The following is a 22754-nucleotide window of genomic DNA, read 5'->3' as shown; positions in this document are numbered from 1 at the left end:
TTGCAGCCCTGACATTAGTGGGAGGGTCAAGCGCTTTCTTCAACTGATCGAAAGAATAGCTTGCGAATGCGATGGAGTGTCAGCGTTTCAAATGTCGCGTCAGGCGTGCCTCTATCGCCGCCCAGAGGTGACGCAGCGCTTCGACGATCGCGAGATAGAAGATCGCCGCCCAGAGGTAGGTTTGGTAATCGTAGGTGCGGGAGAAGGCATAGCGCGTTTCGCCCATGAGATCGTAGACGGTGATGATGGCGACGACGGCCGAGCTCTTGATCAGGAGAATGATCTCGTTGCCGTAGGGGCGTAGCGCGACGATCAGTGCTTGCGGCAGGACGATTTTCCAGAAGGACACCAGCTTGTGGATGCCGAGCGATGCCGCCGCCTCATGCTGACCTCTCGGCACGCTCTCGATCGCGCCGCGCAGGATTTCCGTCTGATAGGCGGCCGTATTGAGCGACATGGAAAGCAGGCCGCAATACCAGGCGTCGCGGAAAAGCCACCAGAGACCGACGGATTCAAGCTGCGGCCGGAAGCCGCCCAAGCCGTAATAGACGAGGAAAAGCTGCGCGAGCAGCGGCGTGCCGCGGAAGAGGTAGACGTAACAATAGGCCACGCCGCTCAGAACGCGGTTGGCCGACATGCGCGCAAAGGCAAGCGGGATCGACAGGATCGCGCCGAAGACGAAGGAAAAGGCGACCAGCGTGAGCGTGATCCAGAGGCCGTGGATATAGCGCGGCCCATAGCGGACGAACTTGTCGGTATCCCAGTTGGTGATCATCAGCAGGATCAGCGACAGGCCGAGCACGATCCAGAGCGCGACGACGAGATAACCGACGATCCGCGAGACACTGACGGCCTTGGCCGGCTGCGGCGGCGCGGGCTGCGCGGGAATGAGGAATTCGGCGTGGCTCATCGCTTCACCTCCGCACGTCCGGCCCATTTGTCGACAAGGCCGAGCGCGAATGACGAGATGATGGCGAGCACGAGATAGAGGGCGCAGGCGATAGCGTAGAAGAAGAAGGCGTCCTTGGTGGCGCGAACGGCGATGCCGGTCTGGCGCAGGATATCGGCAAGGCCGATGATCGAGACGTAGGACGTGTCCTTCAATAGGTTCATCCAGAGGTTTCCAAGGCCGGGCAGGGCGATGCGGATCAACTGCGGCAGGATGATCAGCGTCATGGTCTTGCCGCGGTGGAAGCCGAGGGAGTCGCCCGCCTCATACTGGCCCTTCGGAATGGCGCGGAAGGCCGACAGCAGCACTTCGGCGCAATAGGCGGAAAAGACGACCGACAGCGCCATCATGCCGGCGACAAAGGCGTTGATCTCGATGCGCTCGTTGAAACCCATCCAGGCGAGGAAGGCCTGTATCAGGATCTGCAGGCCGTAATAGACGATGAAGAGGGTCAGCAGTTCGGGCAGGCCGCGGAAAATCGTGGTGTAGATGCCGGCGGCCAGGCGGACGGATTTCTCTTCGGACTGCTGCCCGAGCGCGACGAAGAAGCCGATCAGCAGGCCGAGCGGCAGCGTGGCGATGGCGACGATGATCGTAACCTTCAAGCCGAGCGCGATCTCGTCGCCCCAGCCGGTATCGCCGCAGGCAATAACCGTCGACTGGCCGAACAGGGTGAAAAGGCCGACAGGTCCGCACAAAGGATCGAAAACGGTATTCAACCAGGCCCATAGCGAGCCGAGGGCGGAAAACAATCCGCTCATGCCATATTTCCCCTTACGGCTTTTGCCGTTTTGATCTTGTACTCAATGTTCTCAAATAAAAATGGCGGAAGAGCAAGTCTTCCGCCACGCTCTCTTTCAGGAAATCAACCGCGGATCAATCGCCGTAGACGTCGAAGTTGAAATACTTGTCCTGAATCTTCTTGTAGGTGCCGTCAGCGCGGATCGCCTTGATCGCAGCGTTGAACTTGTCCTTCAGCGGATCGCCCTGGCGAACGGCAATGCCGGCGCCGACGCCGTTGATGTCCTTGTCGATCGGCAGGGTGCCGAGCATCTTGCAGCAGCTGCCGGCGTCGGAATTGACCCATTCCGAGAGAACGACGACGTCGTCGATGACGGCGTCGATACGTCCGTTGGAGAGGTCGAGCTTGTATTCGTCAGCCGACGGATAGAGCTTCAGATCCGCATCCTTGAGGTGGGCGCTGGCGTAGTTGGCATGCGTCGTCGAAGACTGCGCGCCGATCGTCTTGCCCTTCAGCGCGTCGTCTGTGGCTGCGGTCAGCGTGGAGTCCTTCGGTACGGCGATTGCCGGCGGCGTGTTGTAATACTTGTCGGTGAAATCGACGCTCTTGGCGCGTTCCGGCGTGATCGACATGGACGAAACGATGGCGTCGAACTTCTTGGCCTGGAGAGCCGGGATGATGCCGTCGAAATCCTGGTTCACGAAGGTGCACTTGACCTTCATCTGGTCGCAGAGAGCGTTGGCGATATCGATGTCGAAGCCCTGGAACTTGCCGGCGGCGTCAAGCGATTCGAAGGGCGGGTAGGTTGCGTCCGTACCGATGACGATGGCGTCGTCGGCCAGGGCCGCGCCAGCGAAAAGCGACATCGCGGCAAGCGATGCTGCAGCGAAGAAACGGGTGGAAATACGCATGAGGATCCTCTCTGTTGGTGACCGGCGGAGTTTTCTTATTGGTCCGCGACGGCCGATGCGTAGCGGCTCGTGGGTCCGCTTGCGCAGTAATCTTACTTTTTTGGAGAAAAATGCAACTGGAATTACGAGGCCATGGTGCAGCGCACTCTTCTATAGGGATTAGCCCTTGCTGAACCTAACCCGTCCGGGCTGTTCAGCCAGGGTTAATTTCACCTCTCTAAATTTTCGGAACGAATCCGCTTCTGCCCGGTTTTCGTCTTCCTGTGCTCCAAAATCGGCCTGAAACGGCTCGAATAAGAGCATCGGCGGGCGCGAGTCCGTGAATTTGACGAACTAGAACACAAAGAGGAAACCCCAAATGGGTACACGATCCAGATTGTTCGCCAGCGCTGCCTTTCCCCTGTTGTCGCTATCCCTCATGCTCCAACCCGTCCATGCCGCGACACCAGCCGGAGTGCAGTCCGGGGTTGTCGCGAAGTCTGCCGATGTCGCCGGAGCAAGTTTCGAGGTTGCACAGCAGCAGCCTGACGCGCAGCCGCAGGACGATCAGGATCCCCGTAAGCGCAAGAAGCACGGCGAGCAGGGGCAGGAAGGCGGCCAGCCGCAGGAAGGTCAGAAGCATGCTCCTGCGGAAGAGCAGAAGCCCGCAGCGCAGCAAAAGCCCGCCGCCGAACCGAAGCCTGCCGAGGCGATGAAGCCGCAGCAGCAGGAAGAAAAGCCGAAGCCGGCGCAGGCCGCCCAGCCGGAGGCACAGCCCGAGGCGCCCAAGCACAAGCAGCAGGCCCAGCAGCCCGAGGCCCAGCCCGCTCCGGCAGCGCCCGCCCAGCAGGAAGCGCAGCCGGAGCTCAAGAAGCACAAGCAGAATGCCGAGCAGCAGCCACAGGCCGCACCGCAGCCCGAGGCTCCCGCCAGGAAGGCAACGCAGCCTGCAGTCCAGCAGGAGCAGCAGCCTGCCCAGGCGCAGCCGACCGAGCCGCAGCAGCCGGCTCAAGCTCAGCAGGGCCAGCAGCAGCATAAGAAGCACCAGAAGCAGCAAACCGAACAGGCAGAGCCGGGGGCTCAGCCGGCGGAACCGCTGAAGCCAGCGCAACAGGAAGCGCCGGCCAAGGCGCCGGCCGCGAAGGCCGAGGGTAGCAACGAGCCTGCCAAGCAACCTGCAGCCCAGGCACAGCAGCCGGCCGCGACCGGCGAAGCCAAGCCGGCCGTGCCGAAGACGCAGGCCGAAGGTCAGCAGCCGGAAGCAAAGCCCGTGATCAAGCAGGCACAGCCTGAGGCAAAGCCCGCTCAGCAACCCGCCGGCGAGGCCGCGGCTCCTGCAAACGGTACCGGCAAGCCGGCCCAGCCCACTGCGCAGCAGCCCGCAGGTGAAGCTGCCGCTCCGGCCAACGGCACCGCCAAGCCCGCCGCCCAGGCCCAGCAGCCGGCAGCTCCCGCAAATGGAGCAGCACCGCAGGCGCAGGGTGGCCAGCAGGCCGAGGGGACTGTACCGCAGAGCGCGCCGGTTTCCCCACAGGAGCTGGAACGCCGCAAGAAGATCGCCGAAAATCCGGCTCAGGCAACCGGTCCTGTCATCCTGCCGGTGCAGAATGGTGCCGCCGTTCTCGACAGCGACAAGGATGCGGCACGTCGCGGCGGCCATGGACAGCGCGGTCAGTTCGGCCAGGGTCGAGGCCAAGCTCAGGGTCAGGGACAGGCCGGACAGGCGCCGGCCGTTCAGGGGCAGGGCCAGGCCGCAGTACAGCAGGCAGCACCTGCGAATGTCAGGGCTCCTACCTCGGATGCCGACGCCCAGCGCGCCAATGGCGGCCAGCAACGTCAGCCCGTGCGGATCGAGGCTGTGACCAGCGAGCGCGGACAGCGGATGAACGGTCGTCCGGATTTCGCCCGGCCGGATGGTGCCCAGGTCGAGGATAGCCAGGACAATCGCGTGATCCTCAATGTCGACAACAATGTCTTCGTCCGCCACGACGATACGCAGCGCTTCATACGTGATGGAGAGCGTCCGACATACGAACAGCTGTCGCGTGACCGCTACCGCGAGACGATCGACCGTCCGGACGGCGATCGGGTGGTGACGGTGAGGAACCGTTATGGCGATATTATCCAGCGTTCGCGCATCGATGCGCGGGGCCGGGAATATGTTCTGTTCTATTCGCCGGAGCTGGAGGATCAGCCGGACAATGACAGCTACTTCCGTGACCCCGGCGAGGATTTGCCGCCCATGCGGCTGCGCATCCCGGTCAACCAGTACATCATCGATACGAGCAGCGATCAGGATCAGGACTATTACGACTTCCTGCGCGAGCCGCCGGTCGAACAGGTGGAACGGGTCTATTCCCTGAACGAGGTGCGCTATTCGGCCCGTATTCGCGATAAGGTGCGCCGTATCGACCTTGATACGATCACCTTCGCGACCGGCAGCGCCGATATTCCGATGGCGCAGGCCAAGACGCTCCGCGGCATCGCCGATGCGATCAACCAGATCGTCAAGAAGGATCCGACGGAATCCTTCCTGATCGAGGGCCATACGGATGCGGTAGGCTCCGACCAGAGCAACCTCATCCTTTCGGACCAGCGCGCTGAATCGGTCGCCAACGTGCTCACCGATGTCTACGGCATTCCGCCAGAGAACCTGGCGACCCAGGGCTATGGTGAGCAGTACCTCAAGGTCAACACGTCGGGACCGGAACAGGAAAACCGCCGCGTCACCATCCGGCGCGTGACCGCGCTGGTGCGTCCGGTGGCGCAACGGTAGTTGTTGAGCTGATAGGATTGATGAAAGAAGCCGCCGGGCAACCGGCGGCTTTGTAATGTCCAGCATTGGTGTTCATGGGCTATAACAGCCGCTCCAAATTCCCTCATCCCTGTGCTTGTCACAGGGATTCAGCGTGACCAATTCCTTGGGCGCAGAAGACTCTTCTGCGGTGCGGATGTACAGATGCGCCTTGCGGCTGATGTGGCAATCGCCTCAGGGCCTCAACGGCTCTCCAAGCCCGACGGTCGCCGCGATGAAGTCGACGATTGCAGTCGTATCGTCCAGGTCGAAAACGGGCAGGGCGCTATTCTCCACGGGATGATCCGCTGCGATCGCAACGATATGCGGATCAGTGGGTGCCAGGGGCTCATGCTTCATGGCTTCCAGGCGGCGAGCCTCGATCTTGGGAATGGGCTCGCTCTTGTAGCCTTCGATCAGGATGAGGTCGCAAGGGGCAAGCCGCGACACGATCTCGTCGAAGGCCGGCTCCGGCGCGCCGCGCAACTCGTGCATGATGGCGTAGCGCGTGCCTGAAACGATGGTCACTTCATGGGCGCCGGCTTCGCGGTGGCGGTAGCTGTCGGCGCCTGGCTTGTCGATGTCGAAATCATGGTGAGCGTGCTTTATCGTCGAGATGCGATATCCGCGGCGCGTGAACTCCGTGACCAGCCGGACCATCAGGCCGGTCTTGCCCGAATTCTTCCAGCCGGCAATGCCAAAAATCCGGGGGCCGAAAATGCGGGTCGTCGTCATCAGCCGATCACCCCGAGCCATTTTTCGGCCGCGATTATATCCTCCGGCCTATTCACATTGAAGAATGGATCAAACGGGCCGGCCGATGTCTCGATCAAGGGAAAATTGACTTCGGTAACGGTATACGGCCGCAGGAAGTCGCGTACTCGCCGGTGCTGGTCGGTATGGGTCAGCCAGGCTTCGAGATCGTTGGCTGCCGATACCGGCCATAAGCCGAATACCGGATGGTCCTGGCCGCCGGAGGCGGGTATTGCCATCTCGTCGGGTCCTCCAAGAACCTCGGCCAGACGCGCCAGCAGGTCCCTCGGGAAGAAGGGACAGTCAATGGGCACGGTTGCCACATGGGTCGCCGTCGGGTGGGTGGCGGCAGCGTCGCGCATGGCGGCAAGTATGCCGGCCAGAGGGCCGGCCTTGCCTTCGATCGTATCGGGGACGAGGCGCAGGTCGTTGGTCTTAGGCCATTCCGGGTCCGCATTGAGCGAGACTGCGGTCGTCTGCTCGGCAATCCGATGAGCGATCCGAGTGAGCATCGTCACGCCGCCGATTTCCACGAGGGCCTTGTTCCTGCCCATGCGGGTGGATAGCCCACCCGCCAGTATAATGACAGGGATGGAGGTAGCATCGAGTTTGAACCGGGGCATGCGATCCTCTTAGGCAGGAACGCGCGGCTCGGATTCCTGCGCGACCTTCTGTGCAAGCTGCCTCTTGCTTTCGCGGTAGAACGTATAGAGGCCGGAGGCGATCACGACTGTCGAACCGACCCCCGTCCAGATATCCGGTGTTTCGCCGAAGAAGACAAGGCCGAGCAGGGCAGAGAAGATCAGGCTCAGATAACGCAAGGGGGCGACAACCGAAATCTCGCCCGTCCGCATGGCGAGGATGGCTGTCTGGTAGCCGATCAGCACCATCACGGCAGCAAGCATGATGTGGGTCAGCGGCGTCACCGTGATCGGCCGCCAGCCGCCACATGGAATGATCAGCAGAAGGCCGAAGATGGTGATCGAGACGGCGGTGCATACTGTCACCGTCAGCGAGGGCACATCTTTGCTGACGCAGCGGGTCGCAAGATCGCGCGCGGCGGTTATGAACATGCTGGCGACCACGAGAAGAGCCGCCGGCGTAAAGCCTTCCGGCCCCGGGCGGATGATGATCAGCACGCCTATGAAGCCAACGACAATCGCCGACCACCGCCGCCAGCCGACCGGCTCCTTCAGGAAGATCGCAGCGCCGAAGGTCACGGCAAGCGGTATCGCCTGTAGGATGGCCGAGGCATTGGCGATCGGCATCATGCCGAGAGCGGTGATGTAGGTGACCGCGGCGAGGGCTTCGCAGATGACGCGCAGGAGGATCATGGGCTGCAGCACGGTGCGCCAGGAACGCAACGCGCCCATGCGCCGAGCAAGCAGATAGACCAGTATCGTCGTGAACAGGCCGCGAAGGAACATGATCTCGCCGGCGTTCATGACTGAAATCACCGATTTCGAGAGCGCATCGCTGCAGGAAAAGGCCGCCATGGCAGATGCCATATAGATGGCGCCCTGCGTGTTCTTGCTCTGCTGCATGATGAGAGATTCCCTAGACCCTTGAACCCCATCTACGCCGGATTGCGACGAAATGGAATCGCGGTTGCAGCCGCAATCGAGGAAAATCGTTTGTGCGTTGCAGCGAATTTCCGAGCCTCAAGGCGCAATCAGTCGCATCGAAGTCGCAAACAGTGTCAGAGGGCCTGCAATGCAAGGTTTCAGGTATGCGATTAATTCTTATTCAATCTTCTTTTCAGAGGGTTGGGTCAGTTTTGCATGAGGCGAAAACACCGATCGCAGCGCAGCGGGGATGCAATCCCGTAGCCCCGGTCAGCAATAGACCAGTTACCGGGGCGCCACATGTTTTTCATTGATCGTCTTTTGCAGAGCCGACGGATCGTCACCAAGGTCCTTATCTTCGTCGTCCCTTTGGTCGTGCTGATCGCCGGTGTCGGCCTTCTAGGCTACCACACCGCCAATGTCCTTAACGGCCACATGACCGTCACCCGGGCGACGATCGAGAACATCAGTGATTTCGAGAATCTGCAGGCAGCGCTTCAGGAGTTCACGGCAGCGCCTTCGGATGACACGCGCAAGGCGCTTTCGGAGAAGATCGACGCGCAGGATGCGGGTGTTCAAAGGCTGAACGGCCTGCTTGCCACCGACGACCAGCGCGCGAAGATCGCGGCGGTCAGCGCACTTGCCGGCCAGATGCGCAGCCAGGCGGCGACACTCTGGACGCTGAAGCAGAAGCAGGACGCCGGCGCCGATGCCGTCGAGAAGGCGTTGGAGAATATCCAGGCAAACGGCCAGGCTGCGGTCAAGCAGACGAACATCATCGAGAAGGATTTCAGTGACAAGGAAACCTTCGCCAAGGAACTGCTCTACGATTCCGCTGCCTACAAGGCTCTCGTCGACAAGATGGGCAACATGCGCGTGCAGTTGCAGATGGCGACGGATTCGGATGAAGAGATTTCCGATGCGCGCACCTATCTCGACGCTATCATCAAGCAGCTTTCCGTATCCCAGGCGCTGGTTTCCAAGCGCGGCGCACCGTTGGTCGCTCAGGTCGCAGATGCGGTCGGCAAGTTCGATACGATCCTGAAGAGCAATGCGACGGCCGACCAGAAGGTCGAGGCCATCGGTCCGATCCTGCAGAGTTTCGTCAAGATCGAAGGCGACATGACGCTGCAGGCGGCGAAGAACAGCGATACGGCCGCCGAGCGTTTCGTCAGCCTCGACAAGATCATCAATGGTCAGAAGGAACTTCTGGGCCAGGTCAGTTCCGCGCAGCTCATCATCGATCGGCTGCAGCTGCATGTCACCCGCATGGTCGCCGTACGCGACAGCGCGTCGCGAGACCTGGTGCTGGCGGATCTGAAGGACCTGACGGATGCCGGGGCCACCATTTCCAAGCTCGGTCAGACGAACAGCACGATGCGGGATTTCGCGCCGCATGCTGCTCCCCAAGTCGACAGCCTCTCGAAAAGCTCGGCCGACATGTTGCAGGCAGCGGCGGACTGGAAGAAGACGCGCATCGAGTCCGTCGGCATTCTGGCCGATGCGATGTCGTCCCTGCGGACCTTCGTCAGCCAGGCTCAGGAAATCGGCAAGGAAGACAGCGAGCAATCCGCACAGGTTTCGGTCTTTGCGATGATCCTCGGCACGTTGCTTGCGATCGTCGGTGGCCTGATGCTTGTCGAAACGCTCCGCGGACCGCTGAAGCGCGTCACCGGCATCATGACGCGGCTTGCCAATGGCGACCTGGAGGTCGATATCGACGGCCGCAATCGCGGCGACGAAATCGGCGATATGGTTCGTTCGGTCACGGTCTTCCGGGATGCCGCGCGCGAAAACGTCCGACTGGAGCGGGAGGCGGAAGCGGCCCGAGCGCTCTCTGCCGAAGAAAACGCGCGACGCGCAACGGAACGTGCACGCATCGAAGCAGAGCAGAAGCAGGCTCTGACTGCGCTTTCCGAAGTCCTCAGCAAACTTGCCGATGGTAATCTGGAGGAGAGCATGCGCGAGGACCTGTCGGCGGATTTCGTCGAGATGGCCTTTACCTACAATCACGCGGTCGAAGCCCTGCGCGAAACGCTTTCAGACGTCCGCTCGACGGCGGAAGAGATCAAGGGCGGCACCGGAAATCTGGCAAGCTCAGCCGACGATCTGGCGCGCCGCACTGAACAGCAGGCTGCAGCTCTTGAAGAAAGCTCGCGTGCGCTCCGGCATCTGACCAGCGTCGTTCGCGAGACTGCCGACCGTGCCAAGCAGACGGCTGTCTCCGTCAACCAGACGCAGGCCTATGCAACGCAGTCCGGCGAGGTTGTCGCCAAGGCCGTCGGCGCAATGAGCGAGATCAATCGCTCCTCCGAAAAGATCGTGACGATCATCGGCGTCATCGACGAGATCGCCTTCCAGACGAACCTGCTCGCGCTCAATGCCGGTGTCGAGGCCGCCCGTGCCGGTGAGGCCGGCCGTGGCTTTGCTGTCGTCGCACAGGAAGTCCGCGAACTGGCGCAGCGTTGCGCCAATGCCGCCAAGGAGATCAAGGGGCTTATTTCCGCGAGTTCGGCACAGGTGCAGAACGGCGTCCTCCTGGTCGAGGAGACTGGTGCGGCTCTTGCAGAGATCATCCATCATGTGACCGGCGTCCAGAAGCTGGTTTCGGACATCTCGTCGGCTACGGCGGAGCAGTCGACCGGCATCGCCGAAGTCACCCATGCCGTCAACGAAGTCGAGCTGATCACCCAGAAGAACGCCGCCATGGTCGAGGAGAACAATGCCGAGATCCACGGGCTGCGCCAGCGTGTCGACATGCTGTCCGACAAGATCGAACGCTTCCGCACCGGCGACATGGCTGATCTCGATGGCTATCAGCAACAGGGATATAATTATCGCGCGGCTTGAGGCAGTTCGCATAAGACATATTTTGACAAGGCCGGGTGAAAGCCCGGCCTTGCTTTTTGTTGATGTCGATGTGCAGCTTCACGCCAACGGAATAGAGGCGGGAAATACCTTTGAACGACGTTGTCATTCGCGAGGCGACACTAGATGATGCGACGGCGATTGCCGCCTTGCATGTCGTTGCATGGCAGCGGGCCTACGGCGCGCTTGCCCCGCTGGAGGTGCAGGCCATCGTCGATGAAGCATTTCGGCTGCGGAAATGGCGGGAAAAGCTGTCTGCACCGAGCGCGGACCAGCTTGTTATCGTGGCGGAGCGGAATAGCGCGCTGGTTGGTTTCGGTGCAGCCGGTGCGCCGTCGGAGGAAATCTTCGGCGGGCGTGGCGAGATCAGGTTCCTCTATATCGATCCGGAGCGCAAAAGGCAGGGCGTCGGCCGGCGGCTGCTTTCGGAGCTGGTCGCCCATTTGCAGCGGTGCGGCTATTCGGGCGCCGCTCTCGGCGTCGTCGAGGGCAATGGCGACGCCTTGGCCTTCTATGAGGCCCTGGGCGGACGCGTCGCAGGGCAATACATTGATCCCGGCCCCAACTGGCGATCGAATAACCTCGTCATCGTCTGGGATGATCTGTCGCCGCTGATTGGTAAGGAGCGATGACGGAGGAGGTTTTCAATCTCCGGACATGTGCCGAGTGCACGGGACGCGGCGATCTTGAGGGTTGGGTATTCCGCTATCTATCCAGCGGCTATTGGGCCAATCCTGGACTGCGTGACGGTCTGCTCCTGCACAGGAGATTTTGGCTTGGACCTAGCTCAGTGCCGATCGAACGGTTGGAACGATGCTGCGGTCCCGAGGATGGCATGGCCTACCACGTGCCCGCCGACATCTGGCAAAGGCGTGTAGATCAACTTGCCGAGGCTCTCGAAAACCTGGAGAGCTTGCCGCCTCTTATTGTCGAATGGTGCGAAGGCCGGTTGATGATCCGCGATGGCAATCACAGGTGCGCAGCTATTATCCGCAAGGGTTGGACGTCCTGCTTCATCGTTCTGTGGTGCAACAGCAGCGTGGATCAGCGGCAAGCCGCCGCTTCGCTGAACATCGATATCACCCGCCGGTGACGCTCATGTGGCGGGCGACGGCTGGTCTGTTGTGGGTGCGGTCGATGATGAAGTCGTGGCCCTTGGGCTTGCGGGTGATGGCTTCATCGATGGCGGAATAGAGCAGGGCATCGTCGGGGGATGCGCGCAATGCCGTGCGCAGATCGGCGGCGTCGTTCTGGCCAAGGCACATATAGAGCGTGCCGGTGCAGGTCAGCCGCACGCGATTGCAGCTTTCGCAAAAATTATGGGTGAGCGGCGTGATGAATCCCAGCCGACCGCCCGTTTCCTTGACCTCGACGTAACGCGCCGGGCCGCCGGTTTGGTAAGGGATGTCGGCAAGCGTGAACTGCTGTTCTAGGTCGGCGCGAAGCTTCGAGAGCGGAAGATACTGGTCGGTACGATCCTCGTCGATCTCGCCCATCGGCATGGTCTCGATGACGGTGAGGTCCATGCCGCGGTCGTGTGCGAAGCGCAGGAGATCGGGTATTTCGGATTCGTTGAAGTCCTTGAGTGCAACCGCGTTGAGCTTGATCTTCAGTCCGGCCCTGCGGGCTGCCTCGATGCCCTCCATCACCCGGTCGAAATCGCCCCAGCGGGTGATCGTCCGGAACTTGTCGGGATCGAGCGTATCTAGCGAGACATTGATGCGCCGGACGCCGCAGTCATAAAGCTCTTCGGCGTGGCGCGCGAGTTGCGAGCCGTTGGTCGTGAGTGTCAGTTCGTCCAGGCGACCAGTCTGCAGATGCTTGCCGAGTTCGCGGACGAGAAACATGATGTTCTTGCGTACGAGGGGCTCACCGCCGGTCAGCCTGATCTTACGGACGCCCTTGGCGATAAAGGCGGAACAGAGCCGGTTCAGCTCTTCCAGCGTCAGCAGGTCCTTCTTCGGCAGGAAGGTCATGTGTTCCGACATGCAATAGGTGCAGCGGAAGTCGCAGCGATCGGTCACCGAGACACGGAGATAGGTCACCGCCCGGCCGAATGGATCGGTCATCGGGCCCGCATCCGCCATAACGGGCAGGGCGTTGTCTATCGGACCTACAAAGCTGTTCACCAGAACCTCCGCAATGGTACTAATGTGTGTTTAGGCGATTGTGGGGTCAAGGGAAACACTCAAGTGTATGTCGAAGCCGCATGGCTGCTCGTCGATATGCTGCACTGGTAGTGATCGCGATCGAAAGAGGCTTGCCTGTCAAGGACATGCGGCCTATCCCTAACTGAGAATGGCAGGGGGTGAATATCCATGAGCGACGTTTGGCCGACCGAATTGCGTGTCTCGAAGGACCGCCATCACTTAACCGTGACTTTTAACGACGGAGCCAGGTTCAAGCTCTCCGCCGAGCTTTTGCGCGTGCTTTCGCCTTCGGCGGAAGTCCAGGGCCATGGTCCGGGTCAGAAGGTCACCGTTCCCGGCAAACGCAACGTGGCCATCATCGCCATGACGCCGACCGGCAACTATGCCGTCCGCATCGGTTTTGACGACATGCATGATACCGGCATCTTCACCTGGACGTATCTGCGCGAGCTCGGCGAAAAAGGCGAAGAGCTTTTCTCGGCTTACGAAAAGGAGCTGGAAGAAAAAGGCATGAGCCGTGACGTAACGGAGAAGCCGCGTTAAGCGGACCATACGATTATCCGGGCAAGGGGATATTGATGAGCGAAGGCAAGGGACGCAGCTGGCTGCGCGTCAAGGGCAGCAAGAACGAGAGCAGGGTTTCCTTCGTCGAGCTGTTTTTCGACCTTGTTTTTGTCTTCTCGGTTTCACAGCTTTCCCATGGACTGACAGAGCATTTTTCGCCATCCGGCGTGATTGAGACGACGCTGCTGATCTTTGCGGTCTGGTGGGTCTGGATCTTCACGGCGTGGGTCACGAACTGGCTCGATCCGGATCGGATGCCGGTTCGCGTCATGCTTTTCGTTCTGATGCTGGCGGGGCTGGTGCTTTCCGCTTCCATACCCGAGGCCTTCGCGGAGAAGGGCCTTCTCTTTGCCTGCGCCTACGTGTTCATGCAGGTCGGGCGCTCGCTGTTTACGATCTACGCGATGAAGGACGATGCGCCGAACCGGCGCAATTTTCAGCGCATTGCAAGCTGGGTCGCCTTCTCGGGCCTCTTCTGGATTGCCGGCGGATTCGCGGAAGGCGAAATGCGGTTCTGCTTCTGGCTTTTCGCGTTGCTGATCGAGTACATCGGTCCTGCGGCCGGCTTTCGAGTGCCGGGACTTGGATATTCCACAGCTGCGGACTGGAACGTGTCGGGTGCACATCTGGCCGAGCGATGCGCGCTGTTCGTCATCATCTGCCTCGGAGAGGCCGTTCTTGAGGCAGGTGAGACTTTTGCGGAGTTGCCGCTGACGCCGTTGGTCGTTGTGGTCTTCATCACCGTTTTCATCGGCACTGTCGCGCTATGGTGGATCTACTTTCAATTTGGCCATGAACATGCCGCGCATCGCATCGAGCATGACGATACGCCGGGCAGGCTGGGACGGCAGGCCTTCACTTACGCTCACATTCCGATACTCGCCGGCATCATCGTCAACGTTGTCGGCAACAAGTTCGCGTTCCTGCATGCCGAAGAGACGGCGCATATGTCGACATCAGCAGCGATCGTTGGCGGACCTGCCTTGTTCCTGCTGGGAAATCTCTGGTTCAAGGGATCGACGACCGGGCGTTTGCCCCTGTCGCATATGGCGGGGCTGGTCGCGCTTTTATTGCTTCTGGTCGTCGCTCCAGCCGTCGAGGTCTGCCAACTCTGCATGTTGGCAACCCTTGTGCTGGTGGCAGTCGCGGTATGGGAATATGCCTCATTGACGAAGGTCGCACACCCGGTGCGACCTTCTAGCCATCACTGATGAGGATGGTGGCTTAGGACTTATAGATCAGCCAGCTTTTCGTCAGGTCCTTTTGCATGCCGTCTTCATAGGCGAAGACGGTGTTCCGGCCTGCATTCTTGGCGCAATAGAGCGCAATATCCGACTTGGTATAGAGTTCGCCGGGATCGGCCGCCCACGACGCCATGCACACGCCAAGCGAAATGGTGATCGGGCCGTAGTTGATCCGCGTGCGGGAGTTCTTGAACGGCGTTGCTTCCAGCGTGCGCCGAATGCGTTCGCAGGTCGAGATGACCTCTTCTGCGGTATTGCCCTCGATGATGATCGCGAATTCTTCGCCGCCGGTGCGGGCGACGAAGACGTCGCGACGGACGCTGGCGCGAATGACGGATGCAACTGTTGCAAGGATCTTGTCGCCGACAGGATGCCCGTAGGTATCGTTGATCTTCTTGAAGTTGTCGATGTCGGCAAGCACCAGCGCCGTGACCGGCAGCGATAGTGGATTGTTGTAGATTGCCGCGAGGCGATCGTCGAAGGCGCGGCGATTGGAAAGCCGCGTCAGCGAGTCCGTGTTTGCGATACGCTTGTATTCGTCCAGTTCCTTGCGGACCTGATCCATCTCCTGCGACCGCTGTGCGACGTTCGTGACGGTCTTCTCGCCGTGCGAGATCGTGTCGCCGGTCGCTTCGGTCAGGATGTTAATGACATTGCGAAGCAGATCGACATTCGTACTGTTCTTCGAGTTGATCCGTCGTACGGTTTCATCGAGGAGCTTGCTGTAGGTCTCGAGCGAACTCTGCTCCTGCTTCAAGGCACTCAGCACGCCGTCCAGTTCGCTGACCATTTTGGTGTGCGCATCGTCATAGACCTGGCTCGTATTGTGCGAAAAATACTTCGCGCCGAGTTCGTCCAGTTCTTCCTGCGTGGCATTGTTGCCAAGCGCCGCAAGGTCGCGCGTGAGATTAGGGTTGGAGCCGATATACGCTTCGTAGAAGAGTTCGTAGTTACGCGGAATAGGGGCTACGCCCATGGATCGCATGGCAAAGGTAATCTGTCCTGCCACGTCGGGAACTTGTGCCTTGGGCACAATCACCGTACTCATCGGCGAACTCCTGATTCAGATTTTCGAAAGCACTATTTTTTGTTAGCTTAAAATTCTTTGGAAAAGATTAAGGCGCGAATTACTAAAGATTACACACGAATTCTCGTTACGTCGGCCGGTTGCGAAATATACGAATGAAATAATTGAATAATTTAGTCTGCCTTTACTAAAGAGGCGCCCTTTGGCGCCCCTTTGAAACCAAAATCGTTAAAAATTAGCCCAGATTGAGCTCCTGGAAAAAGTCGTTGCCCTTGTCATTGATCACGATGAAGGCAGGGAAGTCTTCGACCTCGATTTTCCAGACGGCTTCCATTCCAAGCTCCGGATATTCCAGGACTTCGACCTTTCTGATGCAATCCTGTGCCAGCCGCGCAGCCGGGCCGCCGATCGAGCCGAGATAGAAGCCGCCATGGGCCTTGCAGGCTTCGCGAACGGCACGGGAGCGGTTGCCCTTGGCGAGCATGATCATCGAGCCGCCGAAAGACTGGAACTGGTCGACATAGCTGTCCATGCGGCCGGCGGTGGTCGGGCCGAAAGAGCCGGAAGCATAGCCTGTCGGCGTCTTGGCGGGGCCGGCATAATAGACCGGATGATTCTTCATGTAGTCCGGCATGCCTTCACCCTTCTCCAGCCGCTCGCGGATCTTGGCGTGGGCGAGGTCGCGGGCGACGATGATCGTGCCGTTCAGGGACAGGCGGGTCTTCACGGGATGCTGCGAGAGTTCCGCCAGAACGTCGCTCATCGGACGGTTAAGATCGATGCGGACGGTCGAGGCCGAAAGCTTGGCTTCGTCGATTTCGGGCATGTATTTCGACGGATCGGTTTCCAGCTGTTCGACGAAGATGCCGTCGCGGGTGATCTTGCCCTTGGCCTGGCGGTCGGCGGAACAGGAGACGCCGAGGCCGATCGGCAGCGAGGCGCCGTGGCGGGGCAGGCGGATAACGCGAACGTCATGGCAGAAATACTTGCCGCCGAACTGGGCGCCGACGCCGAGGCTCTGCGTCAGCTTGTGGATTTCCTTTTCCATTTCGATATCCCGGAAGGCGTGCCCGTTTTCGGAGCCTTCCGTGGGAAGACAGTCGAGATAGCGCGTCGAGGCGAGCTTGACCGTCTTCAGGTTCATTTCGGCCGAGGTGCCGCCGATGACGATGGCGAGGTGGTAGGGAGGACAGGCGGCCGTACCGAGCGTCAGGATCTTTTCCTTGAGGAAATCCCGCATGCGGTCATGGGTCAGAAGCGACGGCGTGCCCTGATAGAGGAAGGTCTTGTTGGCCGAACCGCCGCCCTTGGCGACGAAGAGGAAGTCATAACTATCAGTTCCTTCCTCGTAGATATCGATCTGAGCCGGCAGGTTGTTCTTGGTGTTCTTCTCCTCGAACATCTTGATCGGCGCGAGCTGGGAATAGCGCAGGTTCTTCTTCTCATAGGCGTCGAGCACGCCCTTGGAGAGGGCAGCCGTATCACCGCCTTCGGTCCAGACGCGGCGGCCCTTCTTGCCCATGATGATCGCCGTGCCGGTGTCCTGGCACATGGGAAGAATGCCGCCGGCGGCGATATTTGCGTTCTTCAGGAGGTCGTAAGCGACGAAACGGTCGTTATCGGTGGCTTCCGGGTCGTCGAGAATGGAGGCCAATTGCTTCAGGTGGCCGGGGCGCAGCAAATGGTTGATGTCGGCGAAGGCTGTCTCGGCGAGCAGGCGAATGCCTTCGGGATCAACGGTCAGGATATCCTGCCCCTTGAATGTATCGACCGAGACATAGTCGCTCGAAATCTTGCGATAGGGCGTGGTGTCATCGCCCAGCGGAAAGAGATCGTCTGCCATGGAAAACCTTTCAGGCGGAGGGAGGGATCATTCTTTGGAAACGGTCTAAATCCGACAGAAGGGAAATGCAATTGCGTCAGCATGTCTCCCATCGCGCCGGAATGCGGCGATCGGTAGAATGCGATGGATTGCGTGAAGATTTCGTTGGGCGTGATCGTCAACGGATCCGCGACGATTCGTTGCTAAAAGCGAACTCGAAACATCAGGACGCCGATATTATATCGATATTCGCCCAAACGTTTCCACGGGCATTGCAATTCTCAGAGGACTTCGAGACATGGTTTCGTCTCGCCACCATCATCACATCTCGCCATTTACGGTCGTCGTTCTCCTGCTTCTGGCCGGCATCGTCGCCGGCGTGCAGACGGGCTATTTCAAGAACGCGTTTCACAAGGACATCCTGGCGCGCGTCAATCCCGCCGATGTCCTGACGCCCGCCGACCTGACGCCCGCCAATCTGGCGCCGGTCCATGTCGCGGCGGGGCAGGTTGCAGCCCCGGCCGCGCAGTCGTCCGTCAACGCCGCGCATTGACGCGGCGTTTGAACCGGCTGTTCATTTCGGTCCGATCATCGTTTCCGGCCGGACGATCGCGTCATAGTCCTCGGCGCTGACGAGGCCGCTTGCCAAGGCTTCTTCCTTCAGCGTCGTGCCGTTCTTGTGCGCAGTCTTTGCGATCTTCGCGGCATTGTCATAGCCGATCTTCGGCGCGAGTGCCGTTACCAGCATCAGCGAACGCTCCAGCCCGGCCTTGATATTGTCCTCGCGGGCCTCGATGCCGACCACGCAATTGTCGGTGAAGGAGACGGCGGCATCGCCGAGCAGCTGCACCGACTGCAGGAAATTATAGGCCATCATCGGATTGTAGACGTTGAGTTCGAAATGACCCTGGCTGTCGGCAAAGGTCAGCGCGGCATTGTTGCCGAAGATATGGATGCAGACCTGGGTCAGGGCTTCGCATTGGGTAGGGTTGACCTTGCCCGGCATGATCGAGGAGCCGGGTTCATTTTCCGGCAGCGCCAGTTCGCCGAGACCGGAGCGGGGGCCGGAGCCAAGCAGTCGGATGTCGTTGGCGATCTTGAAGAGTGCTGCGGCCGCGGCGTTTATAGCTCCGTGGCTGAAGACCATGGAGTCGTGGGCGGCAAGCGCCTCGAACTTGTTCGGGGCGGTCACGAAGGGTAGGCCGGTGATAGCCGCGATTTCCTCCGCGACCTTTTCGGCAAAGCCGACAGGGGCATTCAGGCCGGTACCCACGGCCGTACCGCCTTGTGCAAGTTCGCTCAGTCCTGGCAGGGTCAGTTCGATACGCTTGATGGCCGAGGCGACCTGGGCGGCATAGCCGGAGAATTCCTGGCCAAGCGTCAGCGGCGTAGCATCCTGGGTGTGGGTGCGGCCGATCTTGATGATATGGCTGAACTCGGAGACTTTCTTTTCAAGCGCTGCATGCAGATGCCGCAGCCCCGGCAAAAGGTGGTGGACGATCTGCTCGGCGCAGGCGATATGCATTGCCGTCGGGTAGGTGTCGTTCGACGACTGGCTCATATTGACGTGGTCGTTTGGATGCACGGGCTTCTTGGATCCCATGACGCCGCCGAGCATCTCGATCGCGCGGTTGGAGATGACTTCGTTAGCATTCATATTCGATTGCGTGCCGGAGCCGGTCTGCCAGACGACAAGCGGAAAATGATCGTTAAGCTTGCCATCGATGACTTCCTGTGACGCCGCCACAATCACTTTGCCGAGAGCTGGATCGAGCTGGCCGAGCGCCATATTGGCGCGGGCTGCCGCCAGCTTGACGATGCCGAGCGCGCGCACGATCGATAGCGGCTGCTTTTCCCCACCTATCTTGAAGTTGCCGAGGGAGCGCTGCGCCTGTGCGCCCCAATAGCGATCGCTCGCCACTTCGATCGGGCCAAAGGTATCGGTTTCCGTGCGGGTAGAAGTCACTGATTTACCTTCCATAATAACGAGTGGAACATATCCGCTGTTGTCGTCGTTTAGGCGTTTATAGGCCCGATCGTCACCCGTGAAAACATGCAGAAATATTTCATGAGATATTTTATCATGATTTATAGGTCGCCCGGGCGTGTTCTTTTGGCCACGCTTGATAAGTTATTCCTTTTTGGCGAATTTCCGTCCTTAAAAAGCCGCGGAAAAGTCGGTAAAAAATTAACTAATAATTTCATAATTTTGTGTGAACTGATCGCGAACCGCGCATCTACTTATTCACATGAAGTTGAGGCGTTGAACGATCGGCAGGCCTCGTCCGTTTTATCTTTATCGACTAAGCGATGTCCCAAGTATCGCTCAATTGATTTGAGAATGGACTGAGACTGTCTCAAGCTACCGCATGATACGGGGACCGATTTAAAATATGAAGCTCGCAACCAAATCCGCCGCCGCAGTACTCGCTCTGTCGTGCTGTTTTGCCGGCATCAGCACGGCATCCGCTAATGCAATGACCTTCCTCGATTTTATTCGCGGTGGTCCCGGCAATGCCGGCCAAAGCACAAAGATGCGTCCGGATTTTCCGCCGCCGCCTTCGGTTTCGAAGCAGGGTGATGCGAGTGCGCCGCTGCCGACGGTGGATGCGTCGCAGTATCAGTATTACACCTACAAGCCCGAGGCGATGCGCCTGGTGGCGTCCAGCCGGTTTGCCGATACTGTTGTAACCGGCGCCGTTGCAGACGCTTCGGCCACCCCGATGGGCGGTAGTGATTCTGCTGCGCAGCGGCACTTCCTGACGGAAGCGAAGGTGATGACGACGAACGACGTCGCCAAGGCACTGGAAGCCTATTACGGCAGTCAGAAGCAGCCGCTCGTCTGGGTTTCCGACAACGCCCTTAACGACAAGGCAAAGGCTGCGATGGCTGTGTTGGCCGACGCCGCTTCCGTCGGTCTCGATCCGGCCGATTATGCCGTTCCGCTTCCGACCTCCGACGCGACCAGCGTCAACTCAGCTGACCGTGATCGTGCGTTGATGCAGTTCGAGCTGACCCTGTCGGCAAAGGTGCTGAGCTATGTTCAGGACACCGAGCGTGGTCGCCTCGACCCGAACAAGATTTCCGGGTACCACGACTTCAAGCGCAAGGACGTCAATCTGACGCCGGTCCTGAAGCTCATCACCATGAGCCCGGACACGACCGCTTACCTCAACAGCCGTAGCCCGTCGAACCAGCAGTTTACGGAACTGAAGACTGAGCTTGCCAAGCTTCGCGGCAATGGCGCTTCCAGCGGCAATCATGTGACGGTTGCGCTGAGCGGCATTCTCAAGCCGGGTGGCAACTCGCCTGAAATGGCGAACATCGTCAAGGCAATCCAACTCAAGGGTTCCGAGGCTCTGAAGACGAGCCAGGCTTCGGTGCTTGCTTCCTATCAGGGCGGCTCCGACTATACGCCTGATCTGGTTTCGTTGGTCGAAGCTTTCCAGAAGGAACGGGGCCTGACGGCGGATGGCGTTATCGGTCAGTCGACGGTTCGCGCCATGGTCGGCGAGAACAGCGACAGCAAGATCCAGAAGCTCAACATTGCGATGGAAGAGCTGCGCTGGCTGCCGGATGAACTCGGCCCGCGCTATGTCTTCATCAACCAGCCGGCCTTCATGGTCTACTACTACAACGACAACAAGGAACAGTTGTCGATGCGTGTCGTGGTCGGCAACAAGAACCACCAGACCAACTTCTTCGAAAACCAGATCCAGACCGTTGAATTCAACCCCTTCTGGGGCGTTCCGCAGTCGATCATCATCAACGAGATGCTGCCGAAGCTGCGGGCCGATCCGAACTACCTGGACCGCATGGGCTATCAGGTCGAAGTGAACGGCCATGCCGTGCCTTCGTCCAGCGTCGATTGGTATGGTTCCACCCAGGCGATCTCCGTGCGCCAGCCGCCGAGCAGCGACAATGCTCTTGGCGAACTGAAGATCCTGTTCCCGAATAGCCACGCCATCTACATGCACGACACGCCTGACAAGGCCTTCTTCAAGAAGGACATGCGCGCGCTCAGCCATGGTTGCGTTCGTCTGGCCGATCCGCGTGCGATGGCAGCCGCCGTTCTGAATACGACCGTTGCCGATGTTGCAAAGCAGATCGCCGACGGGAAGAACAAGGCCGTGCCGGTGCCGCAGAAGTTCCCGGTCTACATTTCCTACTTCACGGCATGGCCGAACAAGGATGGCGTGATCGAATATTTCAACGACGTCTATGACCGCGACATGTACACGCAGCGGGCATTTGACGCCACGAGCAAGGCACGTCAGACGCAGGTCTAAGTAAAGCTTACGAAAATGTAATAAAAGGCGGTCCCTGTGGCCGCCTTTTCTATTGTCACATCCTCGTGTAGTTGGATGTTCGAAGTGGAATATGACAGGCAGATGACTATTCTATGTATGCCGGGTACAAAAGGACAGTCGTCATGAAAAGCTTCACTCGCAGTATTGTCATCGGCGGTTTGACTGCATTGATCGGCTTAAGCGCATTTGCTGAGGCCAACGCAGCTGCTGCGCCGCAACTATCGGCTCAGCCTGGCACGTACAACGGCTATAACGGCCGTGGCGCGTGGCTTCCACCCGCAGCCGCTCAGACGAGCGGAACCACAGTCGCCAGTGCCAGTGGCCACGCCTCGTGGTGCGCTACCCATTACAGAACCTATCGGGCGTCCGACAACACGTACAAGCCTCTCGATGGTCCTCGGGAGCAGTGCAGATAAGTTATAGGGCAATGAAAAAGGCGGGTCGTTTCCCGCCTTTTTCATGAGCCGAAAAGACCTCGATGTTCCCAATTTCACAATTCCGTAATGAGTGGAACTGTGACGGAAAATTACACGTTTAAACATGTGTAATTTGAAGGAACTTCGTCATGAAAACAATCACAAGCGGTATTGTCGCAGGCGGGCTTAGCCTGCTGATGGGACTGAGTTCGATAGGCCAGGCTAGTGCGATGACCATGCCAGCCGCGCCCATTCCGCAAACGGCGGTCCAGCAACCCGAGCTTCAGGCTGTGGCCTGGCATGGCGGGCACGGTCATGGGCATGTCTGGCACAACCACGGCGGACACGGTGGTTGGCATGGCCACGGCGGTTGGCACCATCACGGCTACTATGGCGGCGGATGGCATCACGGCTATTATCATCACGGATACTACGATGATGGCGGAGCATGGGTTCCGTTTGCAGCGCTAGCCGCCGGGGCTTTGATCGCCGGTGCCGCCAGCCATCCGGCCTATCACAGCCACGCCTCGTGGTGCGCCGCCCGCTACAGAACCTATCGCGCATCCGACAACACCTACCAGCCGACCAGTGGTCCGCGAGCGCAGTGCAGGTAAGTCATAAGCAACGAAAAGGCGGCTTATTTCCCGCCTTTTTCGTCAG

The 22754-nt window shown here is 59.6% G+C and carries 20 protein-coding genes; 10 read left to right on the top strand and 10 right to left on the bottom strand.

The genetic code is table 11. The features are described 5' to 3' along the window. Positions 1-79: 79 nt before the first annotated feature. The 3 genes from DTW90_RS19625 to DTW90_RS19615 all read right to left on the bottom strand — a co-directional run bounded on the left by DTW90_RS19625 (position 80) and on the right by DTW90_RS19615 (position 2602). Positions 80-910 (bottom strand): ABC transporter permease, encoded by an 831-nt coding sequence (locus tag DTW90_RS19625; protein WP_149340361.1) that lies wholly within the window; start codon positions 908-910, stop codon positions 80-82. Continuing rightward, positions 907-1710, bottom strand: a complete 804-nt coding sequence (locus DTW90_RS19620; protein WP_149340359.1) for an ABC transporter permease — start codon at positions 1708-1710, stop codon at positions 907-909. The genes DTW90_RS19625 and DTW90_RS19620 overlap by 4 nt, the downstream gene beginning before the upstream one ends. A gap of 115 nt (positions 1711-1825) precedes the next feature. Beyond that, complete coding sequence (locus DTW90_RS19615; protein ID WP_132524108.1) at positions 1826-2602, bottom strand: ABC transporter substrate-binding protein; 777 nt, start codon at positions 2600-2602, stop codon at positions 1826-1828. 358 nt (positions 2603-2960) lie between these two features. On the opposite strand from DTW90_RS19615, the gene DTW90_RS19610 reads away from it, so the two are divergent. Further along, positions 2961-5357 carry an OmpA family protein gene (locus DTW90_RS19610; RefSeq protein WP_149340357.1) on the top strand — a complete coding sequence of 799 codons (2397 nt, stop codon included), beginning with the start codon at positions 2961-2963 and terminating at the stop codon, positions 5355-5357. A gap of 213 nt (positions 5358-5570) precedes the next feature. Here DTW90_RS19610 and mobB read toward each other — a convergent pair whose 3' ends face one another. From mobB to DTW90_RS19595, 3 genes are read right to left on the bottom strand one after another with little or no spacing between them, the layout of a single operon-like run. After that, on the bottom strand, positions 5571-6095 hold the full coding sequence (gene mobB, locus DTW90_RS19605; protein WP_188079993.1) for a molybdopterin-guanine dinucleotide biosynthesis protein B: 525 nt from the start codon (positions 6093-6095) through the stop codon (positions 5571-5573). Positions 6096-6109: 14 nt separating this feature from the next. Continuing rightward, positions 6110-6751 carry a molybdenum cofactor guanylyltransferase MobA gene (mobA, locus tag DTW90_RS19600; protein WP_149340353.1) on the bottom strand — a complete coding sequence of 214 codons (642 nt, stop codon included), beginning with the start codon at positions 6749-6751 and terminating at the stop codon, positions 6110-6112. 9 nt (positions 6752-6760) lie between these two features. Further along, a complete protein-coding gene (locus tag DTW90_RS19595; protein ID WP_149340351.1) occupies positions 6761-7672 on the bottom strand; it encodes a DMT family transporter in 912 nt (303 codons plus the stop codon). Between the two features lie 321 nt (positions 7673-7993). Between DTW90_RS19595 and DTW90_RS19590 the strand changes: the two genes are divergently transcribed. From DTW90_RS19590 to DTW90_RS19580, 3 genes are all read left to right on the top strand, one after another. Further along, a complete protein-coding gene (locus DTW90_RS19590) occupies positions 7994-10543 on the top strand; it encodes a methyl-accepting chemotaxis protein (RefSeq protein WP_149340349.1) in 2550 nt (849 codons plus the stop codon). Positions 10544-10653: 110 nt separating this feature from the next. Then, positions 10654-11193, top strand: coding sequence for a GNAT family N-acetyltransferase (locus tag DTW90_RS19585; RefSeq protein ID WP_149340347.1), 540 nt, complete (start codon positions 10654-10656; stop codon positions 11191-11193). After that, on the top strand, positions 11190-11654 hold the full coding sequence (locus DTW90_RS19580; protein WP_149340346.1) for a ParB/Srx family N-terminal domain-containing protein: 465 nt from the start codon (positions 11190-11192) through the stop codon (positions 11652-11654). Before DTW90_RS19585 ends, DTW90_RS19580 begins: the two co-directional genes overlap by 4 nt. Here the strand turns inward: DTW90_RS19580 and moaA are convergent. Beyond that, positions 11641-12690, bottom strand: a complete 1050-nt coding sequence (gene moaA, locus DTW90_RS19575; protein WP_149340344.1) for a GTP 3',8-cyclase MoaA — start codon at positions 12688-12690, stop codon at positions 11641-11643. The two genes, DTW90_RS19580 and moaA, sit on opposite strands and share 14 nt — an antisense overlap. Positions 12691-12879: 189 nt before the next feature. Between moaA and DTW90_RS19570 the strand changes: the two genes are divergently transcribed. After that, positions 12880-13254 (top strand): DUF971 domain-containing protein, encoded by a 375-nt coding sequence (locus DTW90_RS19570; protein ID WP_132524116.1) that lies wholly within the window; start codon positions 12880-12882, stop codon positions 13252-13254. Between the two features lie 35 nt (positions 13255-13289). After that, positions 13290-14486 (top strand): low temperature requirement protein A, encoded by a 1197-nt coding sequence (locus tag DTW90_RS19565; protein WP_149340342.1) that lies wholly within the window; start codon positions 13290-13292, stop codon positions 14484-14486. A 13-nt stretch (positions 14487-14499) separates the two neighbouring features. On the opposite strand, the gene DTW90_RS19560 is transcribed toward DTW90_RS19565, so the two are convergent. Further along, positions 14500-15567: a GGDEF domain-containing protein gene (locus tag DTW90_RS19560; protein WP_132524118.1), complete on the bottom strand. Its 1068-nt coding sequence runs from the start codon at positions 15565-15567 to the stop codon at positions 14500-14502. A 214-nt stretch (positions 15568-15781) separates the two neighbouring features. Continuing rightward, positions 15782-17389, bottom strand: a complete 1608-nt coding sequence (locus DTW90_RS19555; protein WP_149340340.1) for a fumarate hydratase — start codon at positions 17387-17389, stop codon at positions 15782-15784. 277 nt (positions 17390-17666) lie between these two features. Between DTW90_RS19555 and DTW90_RS19550 the strand changes: the two genes are divergently transcribed. Next, a complete protein-coding gene (locus tag DTW90_RS19550; RefSeq protein ID WP_149340338.1) occupies positions 17667-17921 on the top strand; it encodes a hypothetical protein in 255 nt (84 codons plus the stop codon). A 21-nt stretch (positions 17922-17942) separates the two neighbouring features. Here the strand turns inward: DTW90_RS19550 and fumC are convergent, their stop codons facing one another. Beyond that, complete coding sequence (fumC, locus tag DTW90_RS19545; RefSeq protein WP_149340336.1) at positions 17943-19334, bottom strand: class II fumarate hydratase; 1392 nt, start codon at positions 19332-19334, stop codon at positions 17943-17945. A gap of 427 nt (positions 19335-19761) precedes the next feature. On the opposite strand from fumC, the gene DTW90_RS19535 reads away from it, so the two are divergent. The 3 genes from DTW90_RS19535 (at position 19762) to DTW90_RS19525 (ending at position 22708) form a co-directional block, all read left to right on the top strand. Next, positions 19762-21657, top strand: coding sequence for a L,D-transpeptidase family protein (locus tag DTW90_RS19535; protein ID WP_132524123.1), 1896 nt, complete (start codon positions 19762-19764; stop codon positions 21655-21657). A gap of 113 nt (positions 21658-21770) precedes the next feature. After that, entirely contained in the window at positions 21771-22094 is a 324-nt protein-coding gene (locus DTW90_RS19530; RefSeq protein WP_149340334.1) for a BA14K family protein, read from the top strand. Positions 22095-22243: 149 nt separating this feature from the next. Continuing rightward, complete coding sequence (locus tag DTW90_RS19525; protein WP_149340332.1) at positions 22244-22708, top strand: BA14K family protein; 465 nt, start codon at positions 22244-22246, stop codon at positions 22706-22708. The last annotated feature ends 46 nt before the right edge of the window (positions 22709-22754 follow it).

Source organism: Neorhizobium sp. P12A, from assembly GCF_008365395.1.
Classification (GTDB): domain Bacteria; phylum Pseudomonadota; class Alphaproteobacteria; order Rhizobiales; family Rhizobiaceae; genus Rhizobium.
This window is presented reverse-complemented; position numbering and strand designations above follow the sequence as displayed.

Excerpts from the sequence above, each read along its gene's own strand:
- DTW90_RS19625 (WP_149340361.1), bottom strand. The coding sequence starts at position 910 with ATGAGCCACGCCGAATTCCTCATTCCCGCGCAGCCCGCGCCGCCGCAG.
- DTW90_RS19620 (WP_149340359.1), bottom strand. The coding sequence starts at position 1,710 with ATGAGCGGATTGTTTTCCGCCCTCGGCTCGCTATGGGCCTGGTTGAAT.
- DTW90_RS19615 (WP_132524108.1), bottom strand. The coding sequence starts at position 2,602 with ATGCGTATTTCCACCCGTTTCTTCGCTGCAGCATCGCTTGCCGCGATG.
- DTW90_RS19610 (WP_149340357.1), top strand. The coding sequence starts at position 2,961 with ATGGGTACACGATCCAGATTGTTCGCCAGCGCTGCCTTTCCCCTGTTG.
- mobA (WP_149340353.1), bottom strand. The coding sequence starts at position 6,751 with ATGCCCCGGTTCAAACTCGATGCTACCTCCATCCCTGTCATTATACTG.
- DTW90_RS19595 (WP_149340351.1), bottom strand. The coding sequence starts at position 7,672 with ATGCAGCAGAGCAAGAACACGCAGGGCGCCATCTATATGGCATCTGCC.
- DTW90_RS19590 (WP_149340349.1), top strand. The coding sequence starts at position 7,994 with ATGTTTTTCATTGATCGTCTTTTGCAGAGCCGACGGATCGTCACCAAG.
- DTW90_RS19580 (WP_149340346.1), top strand. The coding sequence starts at position 11,190 with ATGACGGAGGAGGTTTTCAATCTCCGGACATGTGCCGAGTGCACGGGA.
- DTW90_RS19570 (WP_132524116.1), top strand. The coding sequence starts at position 12,880 with ATGAGCGACGTTTGGCCGACCGAATTGCGTGTCTCGAAGGACCGCCAT.
- DTW90_RS19565 (WP_149340342.1), top strand. The coding sequence starts at position 13,290 with ATGAGCGAAGGCAAGGGACGCAGCTGGCTGCGCGTCAAGGGCAGCAAG.
- DTW90_RS19560 (WP_132524118.1), bottom strand. The coding sequence starts at position 15,567 with ATGAGTACGGTGATTGTGCCCAAGGCACAAGTTCCCGACGTGGCAGGA.
- DTW90_RS19555 (WP_149340340.1), bottom strand. The coding sequence starts at position 17,389 with ATGGCAGACGATCTCTTTCCGCTGGGCGATGACACCACGCCCTATCGC.
- DTW90_RS19550 (WP_149340338.1), top strand. The coding sequence starts at position 17,667 with ATGGTTTCGTCTCGCCACCATCATCACATCTCGCCATTTACGGTCGTC.
- DTW90_RS19535 (WP_132524123.1), top strand. The coding sequence starts at position 19,762 with ATGAAGCTCGCAACCAAATCCGCCGCCGCAGTACTCGCTCTGTCGTGC.
- DTW90_RS19530 (WP_149340334.1), top strand. The coding sequence starts at position 21,771 with ATGTATGCCGGGTACAAAAGGACAGTCGTCATGAAAAGCTTCACTCGC.
- DTW90_RS19525 (WP_149340332.1), top strand. The coding sequence starts at position 22,244 with ATGAAAACAATCACAAGCGGTATTGTCGCAGGCGGGCTTAGCCTGCTG.